The following is a 13,706-nucleotide window of genomic DNA, read 5'->3' on the forward strand; positions in this document are numbered from 1 at the left end:
CTCATGATCGAAAGTAACGCCGCATTTTTTACCCGGGAGATGGGATGGCTTGCACGTATGATCGATACTCGGCTTAAAACCTATTTTGGCGGGACAACGGCTATCCTGTTTCCCGACGAAGCGGCACCTGTGGTGTCATCCTTTGAGGGCAGCTATGCAGGTTTCATCGTTTCAAATAATCTTGATCAGCCCGGGCGGCTCCTGCTGGCGCTAAGCCTTGCGCCGTATGTTGATCCGGCATTGCTGGATGCACTTGCAGTAAAAAATAGCGCTCATGATAAAAAGTTTGCCGAATTTGGCGGCAAATATTCCGGTAGTGATGCCTTTATCCCAACGGTTGAGACAGCATTGTTCATACTGGCAGGGAATGACCTGCATCTCCGTTTTCAATATTATCAATTGTTTAATAACGATCAATTACTGATAAGTTTGGGAGTGCTTAATTTAGAAGCTACCGGTAGTGATGAACCAATGCTTAATAGTCCCTTGCAAATTTCGGGAGAATACCTGGAATATTTCATTACGGGGCATAAAAAAGCCCCCGTCTACGGTGATAGTTTTCCGGCCCGCCCGGTTACCACAAACCTTAACTGGGCCGACTACATAGCGCCGGACGCTACCATATCTGGCATAAATGAGATAAGAGATTGGATCACCTATGGTGAAGCTGTGTTAGATATAGAAGGGCTTCGCGATAGATTAAAACCGGGTTATAAGGCATTATTTCACGGACCGCCGGGTACGGGTAAAACTTTAGCAGCTACCTTACTTGGCAAAACTACCGGCCACGATGTTTATCGGATAGATCTTTCACGTATCACGTCACGGTATATTGGTGAAACTGAGAAAAATCTTGCCAAAGTGTTCGATCGTGCTGAAAACAAGCAATGGATACTCTTTTTTGACGAAGCAGATGCCCTATTTGGCAAGCGAACGGATATTAATAGCTCAAACGACCGGTTTGCCAATCAGGAAGTTGCTTACCTACTGCAACGGATCGAGGAACATAATGGCCTGGTAGTGCTTGCAACCAATTTAAAAGATAATATTGATAAGGCTTTTTTGCGTCGGTTTCAGTCGGTGGTTTACTTTCCGCTTCCCGCCCCACAACAAAGGGTCGTACTGTGGCAACGGTCATTTACCGGCAATATCAGGATCAGCAAAGGGATCAACTGGCTTAATATCGCGCAAGATCATGCACTATCCGGGGCGGCTATAGTTAATGTGGCACGTTACAGCTACATACAAGCCATGAAAAGAGACGTTAAAGAGATCTTACTTTCTGATATTGAGACCGGGATAAAAAAGGAACTACATAAAGATGGCATCATTTTTTAAGGCGCAAATTGATATGAGTAAAAAATATTGTAAATTTAGAAAGTAATTGCCTTTATTTAAGGGCAGGTCCGCAAAATCCTTACACAGATCAAAAAAAAACCGAGTGGGTAGCTACGCTAACAAAACGCAGGATAAAAACTGGAACACGGTCGATAGTGCAGCAAAACAGCAAGGCGGCAGCGCTACTCTTCAGTTTGTAAACAACCGCCCCGAAGCTGCTGCCCAGCGCAGTCTGCAGGTTGCTGCAGATAACAGTGCACAAGTAAAACAGCTGGAAGCCATTAAGCAGCTGGCCAATCCGGCACCGGAAGGGCTGCCTGTAGCGCAACTGCGCAGAACACTGCCCCATAGACGCGAAACTTCCCTAAACGATAATACACGATTAAATGCCAAAAGAATAAGGCATGACGCCGGGGCAATGACAAGGTGGGACATATTAGACCATAGCTTACTGGGCGGCGCAGCTTCTACCGCGGGGGCTGGCAAGGCTGATGCCATGATGTCGAAAAATTCAACTCCGGAGGGTGCAACCGTATTACCCCGCGAGGTTTCGGCGTTTGCAGGCGCCTCAGGGGCTTTTGGGGTAGCTACAGATTTACGGTCAGGCTATAAGACAGGAAGAGAAGCGCTTGACGACGCTAACAGCAAATCGGCCCGCAGGCAGGCATTCGGCGAAACCATGGGCTCCTTGGGTAGCGCAACCAAAGGAGCAGCTACCTCTATTATAAATTTTTCTGAATATGCAAATGCAGGCTTTACAGGCGCGGCAACAACTACGGCTAGCATAGCAAGCGTAGCAACAGGTGCTGCAGATATTGTGACGGGATCTTACGGTGCCTGGAAAGCCCATAAACGCCAGAAAGAACTGAAAAATATAAGAGATAACCAGCGCACTTCTCCGGATATTAAACTTGCTGCCGAGATCGGGGCGGCATCCCAGGGGCGCGAAAAAATAAAAGGTTACGGTAAAGTGTTTAAAGGTGTAGCCGGCGTAATTGGCGGCGCCATGATATTAGCCGGTGCAGCCACACCGTTTGGCTGGTTGGCATTAACCGTAGGTGCGGGTATTGCTGCTACGGCGGCCGCAATTAATTACGTTAAAAAACGTAATAACAGGCAGGAAATGGCCGCTGCGGTACTTGGGGTAAGAGATGATTGGAAGGATTGGAATCAAAAAATCAAGGAAAACAGATACAAAAACTGGCGTCACCCAATGAAATGGTGGTCCGAAGCAGACCAGCTCGGTCCGGATCCATTAAAAGAAGCCTTGCGCCAGGGGGGGTATAAAAACGCGGCGCATGCAGTCAATAATTATGCAAGAACTGTATCAGTACGTTTACATGAGGGCCTGAGGGGCGGAAGTAAGGAAACTATATTTTTGCTTAAAAACTTAGGGTTTAATGTCGACAGAAACAAAATGGGCAAAGCCCATTTGATAACCCCCGAGAAAATAGCCAGAAAATTACTGGTATAAAATAATGGCAGATCCCGGCACAAGCAACGATCATAAAAAACAGCTTGAATTATTACACCGCTATCTTGATGAAGATGGCTGGGATGCAGCGTTACAGCCTCCCGACCAAAATAACCCTTATCATTTGGTTGTTGTAAAAATATATTCGGACGAGGACGATAACCAGGCATTATGGAACGCAGAAATTTCATTTTTACCGGTACCCGGCACTAATTTAACCGACGTTAGCATTTTGCAGTGTTTTATACCTCTGTCAAATAATTTCCCCACGCTGTTAAAACCGCCGATGTACGAAATGATAGCCAGGTTAAATACCAAAATGCCTTTAGTTGGCTTTGGCTTTTTAGATGAACTAAACCTTTTGTATTATAAGCACAATATCATGCTGCCTAATAAAACCGCAGTTGCTAATGGCCTGATCTTAAGCGAATCGCTATCCATGATAACCTACCTTGTTTCTACGTTCACCGTACCTGTAGTAGAAGTAGCAGCCGGCGAAGTAAGCGTAGCCGATGCAATAGACCACTTAAAGACGGAGCGATTATTTAGCTGACGCCAGTTGCGTCCGGGCCGGAATTGCGCCTTTTACACCCGTGTGCGATAAGCTTTAGATGTCCCGATCGGGCAACGTTTTATATGTTACTAATTCAAGTCGGTACCCCGCCGGCTCTCTCGCAAAGTCCTTTACTATTTCGGGTCTGCCAGTGCCGCAAAAAAAGTATGCGCGTAGCCAGCTATTAACCCGGCTTTGTCTTGCCCATTAATTATTTTCCGGGCGCCTACGTAATCAGTTAAGGTAGGCGTAAAAAATTGGCCCAGTTTACGGCCTGTAAAATCGCCTCTTATCATTCCATTAATCATGATAATGCCGGCTACCGAGGGCTGCAAAGCCAATTCGGGATGGTTTAACAAATCTATCCCTAAGCGCTTGCCTTGCACTTCATAATTTTCATACCAGGTCAATTGTACATAACCGCGACCATAATATAACTGGGGAGGTGTTTCGTAAGCTACACGCTTGCCTTTACCACCACCCATTTTTAACTGCTTACCATAATCATAAGCAGCGCCTTTCCCATACTCTTCAATTGGCTGCATGGTTTTAGCACATTCGTGATATACGGTAGCTAAAATATAAGCAACAGATCTGGGGTCTGTAACCCCGCCGTCCGCGCAAGCTTTTAATGTAGCTTCTGTTCCTTCGAATTGTTTGCTGCTTATCGATCCGTTAAATAATACGGGGCGTATAGTATCGTAAAAGTGCTTTGATCCGGCCATTGGTTGAATTAATATTTCTAAATATGGTGTATATATTTTAATAATGCGCGGATTTTTTGAGGAAATGAATAATTTGACTTAGTAAGTTTTAAAGTAATTAGCAAACGAACCTATCTGATAGCGGCAGTTATCCCATTATTCGCTCATGTGATTGCAGCCCTTGCGCTAACAGGCTGCTCGCTATTACCTGAGTTTCGGCAGTGATCTCTTCTTCGCTGTCCAGCAGGTGCGTATGGATCCGTTTCAGCTTCGCCAGGATACTGTCTAAATGGGCATTTAAACTTCTTGCTTCCTCCATATTTTCACGGGTTTTCCGCGTTTTTCGTCCCATTTTTCAGGTTCGATTCCTCGCCCGACGAGTCTTGAACCTGTCTGGCAAACAGCTATTTTACAGAACGTTATGTGCTTTGGCAAACACGACCGCCATGAATAACGCAAGCCTCTATTAAATTTATAATTCATACAAATTAGGCAACATAATTGCCTGCTCATACGACAAATCTTAAATTAAGAACTATATCTCATTAATTACTTAAAGGTGCAAATTTTATAAAAAACTCCAAATCACCGAAGCCGTGTTAGTGTTGTCGCACTCGTTGATTATACGGTTTAGGGTGGGCAACAGTATAAATGTCGAACAATTTTAATATGAGGTCAAATAGCTGTTCAGTTTTGAACAGCTAAAATACTGTCGGATTAGAGCGCATTGATCTCGACCTATGTTAAGGCCTATACATGTTGCGTTGCGGGCAGATGATTCATCAAGCCTCTGACCCTCAAAACACCCCTCTGCTCCAACACCCCGAACACGGTCAGATCGAGTTCGAAGAACGCGCCGCTTTGGGGCTCGTCGGGCATGTGGCGCCGCTTCCATTCGTCGATGGCGGTGGCGACCCTGGCGGCAAGTCCTATGGCATACGCCTCTTTCGGTAACAGCAACACCGGCATGGTCACCGGCATTCCGACTCCGGCTTCATAACTATACGAGACTGTCAACTGCAGCCAGCGGCCGGTCGTGTCGCCGAACAGTCGGGTGAAAAACCCCTCGATGCGTTTGGCCGCCGTTTGGCCGAAACCCGATATGTCGATCGAATCCGGTGCGGCCGGGAAAGGCGCGGCGGCGGCACCCGGGCTCACGAACCCGGTGCGAAGGGCGAAGTCGGGGTTCGGTGTCTTTCCGTCGACCGGCAGCAGGTTGCGCTCGAGCGCCAGTTCGGCGCGGGCGCTTTCGACCCTGAGGACATCCAGCTTTTCGAAAACCAGGCTACGCAAGTGCCAGTTGCGGTCGGCAAAGGACAGGTAGCGCTGCGTGGCGTCGGAACGGAACCTCCAGTCTTCGCCTGTCCTTTCGGCAGTGTAGCCTTCGTAACGTGGTAACAGTTGCGGCACGCCCGGCCCTTCGGCCCCGGTGATGGCGACGCGCAATGTACCATCTTCTCCTTCGGCTTCCGCGATGCAATACGACGCCTGCTGTTTCATCTTCATCATTTGGGTGCAATACATCCAGGCATTGCATACGTTCAGTGCCAGCCATTCGAACGATTCGCGGGCCTGTGGCATCACGTCTTCCTGTTCCAGGTCGGTGCGCAGCTGCACATAGGCTTCCGAGAATTCGACCAGGGCGTCGAGGAGGTCGGGTCTCGACGTAGCATTCATTACGGATGCACCCGTATCGCCGGTATCGAGTCGCACGATCAGGGTGTCCTGAACGGCTGATTGGCGGTCGTAGGCGATGCGGTAATCCCACAGTCTCGATTCGAGCACCTTCGCCGCGGCATTGGCTGCAGCGTCACCTTCCGAAGCCAGCGCCTGCTGTTCCAGGATGAGGGCCGGCATGGGCAGGGTTTGAAGCAGGACGGGAACGCTGGCTTTCAGCAGCTGCCCGCTGCCAGTCGGCAATGTAAGGGGATGGCAGAGGCGGATGTCGCCTTCCCGGTAAAACGGATTGGCGGCCCCCGTGATCCGAAGGCTGCACTCGAGCGGCAGCGCCTTATGGTCAGCACGGTCGGCTGTGTCAGCCGAGCAGGCAGAGATGAAATAGGTCTTGTTTTCCCGGAAGTTGAGAAAGCCCTGCGACACCGCAAGCATTTGTCCGGCATCGACCGGAACGGCTTCCGCCAGCAGTCCGATGCCCGCGGGAGCTTCAACGCCACCAAGTTCCGCAACGAGCACGGCCACCAGCGTATTGGCACGGCCGGACTTTTCCTCAAGCCACCCCTGCAGCCACCATTGGGCTTGTGCGAGCAGGGCTTCATGTCCGGTGTCGGTGAAAAGCGTCGCGAGCTCCTGACGTGCACGCTGGCTGGCAACGGCCTGGCGCGCGGCAGTGACGGCATCGGACGGATGCCGGTCGAGCGCTTCGACGAAGCTTCCGGCCAGGACGTTGAGGTCGATGTCCTTCACTGACCGCTTCCCGATGACCGTGTCGTGCGACCAGAGCGATTGCCCGCTCACGTATTGCCGCACAGGCACATCCGCCCGCGACTGCAAGGCAGCCGATAGGGGCCTCAGCCCAAAAAACGCAGGGCCTGAGAGCCAACAGCCATCTTCGACCGCCCGGAATGGCACCAGCCATAGTATTTTCTGTCCGTTGTTCTCCGAGCATCCCATTCTCACGTGGGGCGTTTTGTTTTCGTATGCCGTTACCCATGCTTCGAGCTCCGCATCCGGAATGACGCCGAAAGGCAGCTCAAAGCCCGGATTTCCCTTGGTCGGCGTTGGCCCGAAAGGATCCGGGCGCCAGGGCCTGTCCCAAAGATACAATGCGAGCGGCCTTAGCCCTTTGAGCTCGCTTGACAGCGCGGCGGAAGGCAGACTGATCGACTTTGTCACGGGCTCAGGGCGACTACCGTCGTTGAGCATGGCGTAGAAGGCATCCAGCACGGCCCTGGCAAAAGACAGGATATGGTGGGCCGAGGCCCAGGCCGCAACGTCCGGCACTGCCAATAACAGGTAACGGGCGTGGGAAAGAGCGTCTTCGGCTTCGGAATACCGGTAAAGGTCCATAGCGGCCTTTTCGGTGTCGATGGGGGGCCCTTCGGTTCCCGCTTCGGTGAAATACGGAGCGGTATCGAACCGGAGATCGATCACGAAAGCGTCGGGCAGCAGGCGGGCACCGTAGGTTAGATTGGGCCATTCTGCGAAAGGAGGAATTTGTTTATGTTGTCCGGAAAGATCGTTGGTTTGTGTTTGTATCATGGTCAGGTTACTATGAGTGTAAAAGTCGAAGGGAAGATAGGAAAAAATAAGGTAAGAGTTTTTTTGCTAAAATAAAAGGCGCCACGAATGACGCAAGTTAATTTCAGCCATTATTATAAATTTTGGTGGTTTTATCCACAAAGAAAAAGCCTACAATCTATGATTTGCAGGCTTTTAAAGCTTTAATTACACCAATCTGTGTCCCCGACGAGAATCGAACGCAACCCCTCTGATATGCTTTAAACGCGGTTTTTGGCGTTTTTTGTAGTAAAAATTGCTTTCTGACTCACCAAATTTTCAGTTGTTTTTGGTTGCAAATGCTATAGTTAAATTTTGTCAATTTTAACCAAATTAGCAACAAAAAGTAGAAACAAATTATGGTGGCCGCCATTCAATTACGGTCGTATTTGGTCCGTCAAATTAAAAAAAGCCACCTTACATTCAGAAAGATGACTTTTTCAGTTTTTAATTTTTTAAGGTATGATGTAAGTCCGGCGGGCAGCCTAGTGTTTCCCGATAAGAAACAGGTTTACTGCCATCTACGTCGAGAACCCCAAATCGTTCTCCAAGCTCTGCACCGATCAGGGCCTGGCCTGAAAGATTTAACAGTTCATCAGACTCATAAAGTGCAGCGACAACCCGCCCTGTAAACTGTGGCGACTCCCGTTTTGTCGTCGGCTTTTTATCTTCAGGCAACGAGGATATATAAGCACGCGCTCTTTCTGTATCCAGAAACCCCATCCATACCGACACTGCTGCTACGTTATGAGACCGTAGTTCTTTGGCCATATCTGCAGCCATTTTATCCGCTCCTGCTTTTTGAGCCCCATAGGCAGGACCATGAAAATACCCAACCGCAGCATACTGCCCGGTATTAACAATAAGGCCTTTTCCATTAGCAAAAAGCAAAGGAACCGCGTAATAACTGGAGACGTAATGAGAACGCAAGCCAACGTTAAGCAGGTCCAGGGGTTTTAGTGAATTTTCCCAGAAAGGGATTGTTTTGGCCACGTCATCATGTGCATTGGCGGCATTATTTACTAAAATGTCCAATCTGCCATATTCCCTTTTAACCTGTTCGAATAAGGCGATCACTGAACTATCATCCGCATGATCGACGATTACCGCGATCCCTTTTCCACCGGCGGTAGTTACCGCTTTTGCGGTGTCAATTATTGAGCCTGAGATTTCATCTCCTTCACCGGAACTTCTTCCAGTTACGTATACGACCGCACCTTTTTCGCCAAGAGCAATCGCGATTCCTTTTCCAGCGCCTCTGCTGGCACCGGTTACAACGGCTATAATTTGTTTGTTCATTTTTTTCAATTATTAATTGGTACAAAAATCAGTAACCTGCCCCGTACATTTCCGTCACTAACAAAAAGGTAAGCACTAACCTGAATGTTATTGTTTTTACATTCCTGTCACAGTAATGATGAAGACGATGCAGGATAATGATTAATTTTGCGTTGTAAGGCAGGCTGTTATCCGCCGGCAGCATTAGAGACCCGATAACATGAAAGATTTAGCAAACCAGGATGAAGATACACCAGTTTCCAATTGCCGGCCGAGCCTAAAAGCTATCGATGATGCACTTTATGTCATCGGGGGTAAATGGAAACTTAAAATCATTGTTATGCTATTCGATGGAAGTAAGCGGTTTAATGATCTGCAGAAAAGCATTTCCGGAATATCAGCCCGTATCCTTTCCAATGAACTGAAAGCGTTAGAACTTAACTGCTTTGTATCCCGTACCGTCCATGACGGAGCACCGCTGGCCGTCGAATACGCTTTAACTTCCTACAGTCGTTCACTCAGGACCGTCGTTCATGCTTTAGATGAGTGGGGCACCCAGCACCGGGAAATGATCCGGTTTATCCCGTAATCGGCTATAATTGGTAGTCATAATATTACTTTTTAAGGATGACAAAACTATATTTGCAACACTCTCAAATCAAGATGTTTAAACATGAAACATGTTAATTGACAGCACCTTATGTCAATTCTGGTGAGTACGTTGTATTTTTGAAAAGAACTCCCGTATTACTCATCTTTTATCCAGGAAAACCTGGAATTTTACTCATTTTTTCAAAAAAATAAAGCCTGCAAATATTGGATTTGCAGGCTTTTAGCTGTTTTTACTGCTTTTATCTGTGGTCCCGACGAGAATCGAACTCATATCTAGAGTTTAGGAAACTCCTATTCTATCCGTTGAACTACGGGACCTGTTTTATTTCGGATTTCGGATTTTCGATTTCGGAATTAACGATTTCTATTCCCCGGAATTTTTGCAAAGGTGCGAATTATAGCTGATTTGTCAAAAACATTTGTGCTTCATCCGCACATCTGCATATTCGCACATCTGCACATCAAAAAATCATCTCACCACCGATCCATTATGCATCTCATCCAATGGTGAAACAAAGCTCAGCTTGCCATCGGCGTTCTCGGCCATCAGGATCATTCCTTGCGAAAGAATTCCCTTTATTTCACGGGGCTCCAGGTTTACCAGCACACTTACCTTTTGGCCTATTATAGCTTCGGGCTCAAAATATTCTGCTATTCCTGATACTATGGTGCGTACGTCAATGCCGGTATCAATGCTCAGCTTCAGCAGCTTTTTTGTTTTGGCTACTTTTTCAGCAGTAATAATGGTGGCTGTGCGAATGTCCATCGCAACAAACTCTTCAAAACTGATGTTCTCTTTTGCCGGCACTATAGCGGGTTGTGGTGGTGCGGTTGCTGCTTTTTTGTCCAGCAGCTTCTGAATCTGCGCGTCTATTACCTCGTCCTCAACCTTCTCAAACAACAATGCCGATGGATTGAGCTGGTGCCCGTTCTCAAATGCCATCTCCTTGTCAAAAGCAATTGCGCCAAATGGCAGGTTAAGCATACCAACTATCTTTTTAACTGTAGCAGGTAAAAACGGCTGCAGGCAGGTTGCCAAATGACCAATCAATATCAAACTATTATGCAGTGTTTCTTTAGCTTGCTCCGGGCTGGTTTTTATAGTTTTCCAGGGCTCGTTTTCTGTAAGGTAACGGTTGCCTAAACGGGCTATGTCCATTACACTTTGCAGCGCCTGCCTGAATTTGTATGCTTCCAGGTTAACTTCTATCTCGTCATAAAAACGGCCAAGCTCAGCATCAAGGTGTTTATCTTTAAGCACAATTTTGCCGGTATCGCTTTCTATTTTGCCGTCATAAAATTTGTGCATCAGTATCATCACCCGGTTTACATAATTACCTAAAATGGCAACCAGTTCATTATTTACGCGGGCCTGGTAATCTTTCCAGGTAAATTCGCTGTCGCTTGTTTCGGGCAGTATGGAGGTTAGCACATAACGCAGCTCATCCTGCTTGCCCGGAAACTCTTCCAGGTATTCATGCAACCATACAGCGTGGTTGCGCGACGTAGAGAGCTTATCCCCCTCCAGGTTTAAAAACTCATTAGCGGGCACATTTTGCGGCAAAATATATTCACCATGTGCATGCAATATAGACGGGAAAATAATGCAATGGAACACAATATTATCCTTACCTATAAAGTGCAGCAGGCAGGCTTCATCGGCTTCGTTCTCCTGTTTTTTCCAATACAGCTTCCAATCCTTACCATTATCAATTGCCCATTGTTTGGTGGCCGAGATATAGCCTATCGGCGCATCCATCCAAACATAAAGCTTTTTGCCTTTTGCCTCCTCTAACGGCACATCTATCCCCCAGTCAAGGTCGCGGGTCATGGAGCGGGGCTGCAGGCCTGATTTAAGCCATGATTTACACTGCCCGAATACATTTACCTTCCAGTCGCCTTCTTTGGTATCAATCCACTTTTCAAGCCATGGCTGGTACTTATCAAGCGGTAAATACCAATGCTTGGTAGGCTTTAAAATAGGGGTTTTACCACTTAAGGTTGATACCGGGTTTATCAGGTCGGTTGGACTTAATGATGTGCCGCAATTTTCGCACTGGTCGCCATAGGCGTTTGGATTGCTGCAGTTAGGGCAGGTGCCGATGATATAACGGTCAGCTAAAAATTGCTGGTAATCCTCATCAAAATATTGCTCTGAAAATTTCTCAACAAACTCATCCTTTTCATACAGATTCAGAAAAAATTCCTGCGAAAGGTCATGATGGATTGGCGATGATGTACGGTGATAAATATCAAAGGAGATCCCGAACTCTTCAAAGCTGTTTTTTATCTGGTTGTGATATTTATCAATTATAGCCTGCGGGGTGGTATTTTCCTTTTTGGCTTTTATGGTTATAGCGGCGCCATGCTCGTCTGATCCGCAAATGTACACTACATCTTTATGTTTAAGGCGCAGGTAACGTACAAAAATATCGGCAGGCAAATAAGCACCGGCCAGGTGCCCGATATGCAGCGGACCATTGGCATAAGGCAGCGCAGAAGTAACTGTGAACCGTTTAAATTTATTAAGCTTCGACATTATTTTGCAAAGATACTTTTTTAGTCGGGAAAGTCCGAAAGTCAGTAAAGTCCGGAAGACGATTTGTTAGGCGTGCAAATGATACCTATAGCGTGCAGGCCTTCGACCTGCGCTGGCGTATTTCGCCCTTTCAGGGTTTAGGCATAATGTATAACTTGCAGTTTCTTTCTAACTATAAACAACATGGATAAACCGCCAAACACAGCTTCTTCCGGACTTCCGGACTTTCAGACTTCCGGACTTCCTTCTTACTTAAAAGCAGGCGACAAAATTGCCGTCACCTGCCCGGCAAAGAAATTACCTAACCCTATGACGGATGCTGTAAAACTATTACAATCATGGGGCCTGGAAGTTGTTTTGGGCGATACTGTGAATGCCTCTTACCACCAGTTTGCAGGGGATGATGCTTTCAGGGCTAAAGATTTGCAGCGTTTTATTGATGACGATAGCATTAAGGCCATTATTGCTGCGCGCGGTGGTTATGGAACAGTAAGAATGATAGATATGGTGGATTTTAGCCGCTTTGCAAAAAACCCCAAGTGGGTGGTTGGCTTTAGTGATATTACTTTGCTGCATTGCCATTTGTTAGCCAACTTTAACGCTCCCGGCATTCATGGGCAAATGCCTATGACCATTCCCGATGCATCTGCCCGTTCATTGGATACTTTAAGAAAAGCCCTGTTTGGCGAAGAGATCAGCTACCAGCTTGAACCCAATCCCTTAAACCGCAAAGGAGAGGGTGAAGGTTTGTTAATGGGTGGTAATTTATCCATCCTGCTTTCTGCATCAGGGTCGGTTTCGGATCCTGATTATGCTGGCAAGATCTTGTTTATTGAAGATATAAGCGAGTATTTGTACTCCATTGACCGGATGCTGCGCACGCTTAAACGTGCCGGAAAGCTGCAGCAGCTTAAAGGCTTGATTGTCGGCGGGTTTACCGATATAAAGGACAACGACATCCCCTTCGGCCAAACTGTGCCTGAAATTGTTATGGATGTGGTGAAAGATTATAATTACCCGGTATGCTTTGATTTCCCGGCAGGGCATGTGCCTGATAACTGCAGCCTGGTATTAGGTAAAATGCTGGGTTTATCCGTGACCCATGATTATGCAACGCTAAAATATCTTTAAAAAGAACCATCTTAACTATTAAATTTAAGACGGTTCTTATACCGGAAAACAATTAAATTAAGGGCAAAACTCGCCACCTGTACATTCTACACCAGAATTTATGCAAGAGTATTCTCCGCAAAAAACCGCAGGGTCGTTACTGGAACATGTGCCTGCTGTCATATACGGCAAACTGGGTGTATCACGGCAATGCCATACGTACTTTATACCTACACCACCGGTTACTAATTTCATTTCTTTTTTTGTGAGCTTTTCCATAATGTGATAATTTAGATTGTAATACAAATAAGAGCATTACGATAAATTTAATCAATGCTAAATAATAATCCAAATCAATTTTAAATACTTGCTTTGTGCATTAATTAAGCAACACTTAAGTAGTAAATTATTTTGCCTGTGATGCTTTAATTTCTACATTCGTAAATCATGGCACTATTTGGCAATTTAGGTAACTACAAAAACTTTGGCCTGCTAATCATCAGGGTTGGCCTCGGCATAATGTTTATTTTTCATGGCTATCCCAAGTTACTTGGCGGCGTATCAATGTGGGAGCAACTGGGTGGCTCAACAAAATATGCAGGCATCCATTTTCTTCCGGTTGTTTGGGGCCTTTTATGCGCAGTAACTGAAACATTCGGCGGTTTTTTATTGATCCTGGGGCTGGCTTTCAGGCCCGTATGCCTGCTACTGGTTATAAATTTGGTAGTAGCCGCATTATCTCAATTTGGCAAAGGCGAGGGTTTGATGGGTGCATCGCATGCTATTGAAGATGCTATTATGTTTGCGGGATTGCTATTTGTAGGGCCGGGCAGGTATAGCGTGGATAAGAAATAGTAAAAG

12 protein-coding genes and 1 tRNA gene are annotated in these 13,706 nt (G+C 46.7%); 6 read left to right on the forward strand and 7 right to left on the reverse strand.

Annotation, left to right across the window (positions count from 1 at the left end; genetic code table 11):
• Positions 1-3 precede the first annotated feature (3 nt).
• The 3 genes from JWQ54_RS01900 to JWQ54_RS01910 all read left to right on the forward strand — a co-directional run bounded on the left by JWQ54_RS01900 (position 4) and on the right by JWQ54_RS01910 (position 3,365).
• Positions 4-1,338 carry an ATP-binding protein gene (locus JWQ54_RS01900; RefSeq protein ID WP_299579358.1) on the forward strand — a complete coding sequence of 445 codons (1,335 nt, stop codon included), beginning with the start codon at positions 4-6 and terminating at the stop codon, positions 1,336-1,338.
• Positions 1,339-1,441: 103 nt separating this feature from the next.
• The gene (locus JWQ54_RS01905) at positions 1,442-2,812 is read left to right on the forward strand and encodes a hypothetical protein (protein WP_299579361.1); all 1,371 of its coding nucleotides are present in this window, start codon (positions 1,442-1,444) and stop codon (positions 2,810-2,812) included.
• Between the two features lie 4 nt (positions 2,813-2,816).
• Positions 2,817-3,365, forward strand: coding sequence for a hypothetical protein (locus tag JWQ54_RS01910; RefSeq protein WP_299579364.1), 549 nt, complete (start codon positions 2,817-2,819; stop codon positions 3,363-3,365).
• 134 nt (positions 3,366-3,499) lie between these two features.
• On the opposite strand, the gene JWQ54_RS01915 is transcribed toward JWQ54_RS01910, so the two are convergent.
• The 4 genes from JWQ54_RS01915 to JWQ54_RS01930 all read right to left on the reverse strand — a co-directional run bounded on the left by JWQ54_RS01915 (position 3,500) and on the right by JWQ54_RS01930 (position 8,605).
• Complete coding sequence (locus tag JWQ54_RS01915) at positions 3,500-4,090, reverse strand: glycoside hydrolase family 19 protein (RefSeq protein WP_299579367.1); 591 nt, start codon at positions 4,088-4,090, stop codon at positions 3,500-3,502.
• A 127-nt stretch (positions 4,091-4,217) separates the two neighbouring features.
• Complete coding sequence (locus tag JWQ54_RS01920; RefSeq protein ID WP_299579370.1) at positions 4,218-4,421, reverse strand: hypothetical protein; 204 nt, start codon at positions 4,419-4,421, stop codon at positions 4,218-4,220.
• Positions 4,422-4,819: 398 nt separating this feature from the next.
• A complete protein-coding gene (locus JWQ54_RS01925; protein ID WP_299579373.1) occupies positions 4,820-7,288 on the reverse strand; it encodes a hypothetical protein in 2,469 nt (822 codons plus the stop codon).
• A 465-nt stretch (positions 7,289-7,753) separates the two neighbouring features.
• The gene (locus JWQ54_RS01930; protein WP_299579376.1) at positions 7,754-8,605 is read right to left on the reverse strand and encodes an SDR family NAD(P)-dependent oxidoreductase; all 852 of its coding nucleotides are present in this window, start codon (positions 8,603-8,605) and stop codon (positions 7,754-7,756) included.
• Between the two features lie 199 nt (positions 8,606-8,804).
• Between JWQ54_RS01930 and JWQ54_RS01935 the strand changes: the two genes are divergently transcribed.
• Positions 8,805-9,173 carry a helix-turn-helix domain-containing protein gene (locus JWQ54_RS01935; protein ID WP_299579379.1) on the forward strand — a complete coding sequence of 123 codons (369 nt, stop codon included), beginning with the start codon at positions 8,805-8,807 and terminating at the stop codon, positions 9,171-9,173.
• Between the two features lie 269 nt (positions 9,174-9,442).
• Here JWQ54_RS01935 and JWQ54_RS01940 read toward each other — a convergent pair.
• Positions 9,443-9,514, reverse strand: a tRNA-Arg gene (locus tag JWQ54_RS01940).
• A 151-nt stretch (positions 9,515-9,665) separates the two neighbouring features.
• The gene (gene metG, locus JWQ54_RS01945; RefSeq protein ID WP_299579382.1) at positions 9,666-11,735 is read right to left on the reverse strand and encodes a methionine--tRNA ligase; all 2,070 of its coding nucleotides are present in this window, start codon (positions 11,733-11,735) and stop codon (positions 9,666-9,668) included.
• Positions 11,736-11,918: 183 nt separating this feature from the next.
• Between metG and JWQ54_RS01950 the strand changes: the two genes are divergently transcribed.
• Positions 11,919-12,866, forward strand: a complete 948-nt coding sequence (locus JWQ54_RS01950; RefSeq protein WP_299579385.1) for an LD-carboxypeptidase — start codon at positions 11,919-11,921, stop codon at positions 12,864-12,866.
• Positions 12,867-12,923: 57 nt separating this feature from the next.
• Here the strand turns inward: JWQ54_RS01950 and JWQ54_RS01955 are convergent, their stop codons facing one another.
• Complete coding sequence (locus JWQ54_RS01955) at positions 12,924-13,124, reverse strand: hypothetical protein (protein WP_299579388.1); 201 nt, start codon at positions 13,122-13,124, stop codon at positions 12,924-12,926.
• 168 nt (positions 13,125-13,292) lie between these two features.
• Here JWQ54_RS01955 and JWQ54_RS01960 point away from each other — a divergent pair, with 168 nt between their 5' ends.
• Positions 13,293-13,700, forward strand: coding sequence for a DoxX family protein (locus JWQ54_RS01960; protein ID WP_299579391.1), 408 nt, complete (start codon positions 13,293-13,295; stop codon positions 13,698-13,700).
• Positions 13,701-13,706 lie beyond the last annotated feature (6 nt).

The organism is Mucilaginibacter sp. (genome assembly GCF_028288225.1).
Classification (GTDB): domain Bacteria; phylum Bacteroidota; class Bacteroidia; order Sphingobacteriales; family Sphingobacteriaceae; genus Mucilaginibacter.

Excerpts from the sequence above, each read along its gene's own strand:
- JWQ54_RS01920 (WP_299579370.1), bottom strand. The coding sequence starts at position 4,421 with ATGGGACGAAAAACGCGGAAAACCCGTGAAAATATGGAGGAAGCAAGA.
- JWQ54_RS01950 (WP_299579385.1), top strand. The coding sequence starts at position 11,919 with ATGGATAAACCGCCAAACACAGCTTCTTCCGGACTTCCGGACTTTCAG.
- JWQ54_RS01935 (WP_299579379.1), top strand. The coding sequence starts at position 8,805 with ATGAAAGATTTAGCAAACCAGGATGAAGATACACCAGTTTCCAATTGC.
- metG (WP_299579382.1), bottom strand. The coding sequence starts at position 11,735 with ATGTCGAAGCTTAATAAATTTAAACGGTTCACAGTTACTTCTGCGCTG.
- JWQ54_RS01900 (WP_299579358.1), top strand. The coding sequence starts at position 4 with ATGATCGAAAGTAACGCCGCATTTTTTACCCGGGAGATGGGATGGCTT.
- JWQ54_RS01910 (WP_299579364.1), top strand. The coding sequence starts at position 2,817 with ATGGCAGATCCCGGCACAAGCAACGATCATAAAAAACAGCTTGAATTA.
- JWQ54_RS01915 (WP_299579367.1), bottom strand. The coding sequence starts at position 4,090 with ATGGCCGGATCAAAGCACTTTTACGATACTATACGCCCCGTATTATTT.
- JWQ54_RS01955 (WP_299579388.1), bottom strand. The coding sequence starts at position 13,124 with ATGGAAAAGCTCACAAAAAAAGAAATGAAATTAGTAACCGGTGGTGTA.
- JWQ54_RS01930 (WP_299579376.1), bottom strand. The coding sequence starts at position 8,605 with ATGAACAAACAAATTATAGCCGTTGTAACCGGTGCCAGCAGAGGCGCT.
- JWQ54_RS01925 (WP_299579373.1), bottom strand. The coding sequence starts at position 7,288 with ATGATACAAACACAAACCAACGATCTTTCCGGACAACATAAACAAATT.
- JWQ54_RS01960 (WP_299579391.1), top strand. The coding sequence starts at position 13,293 with ATGGCACTATTTGGCAATTTAGGTAACTACAAAAACTTTGGCCTGCTA.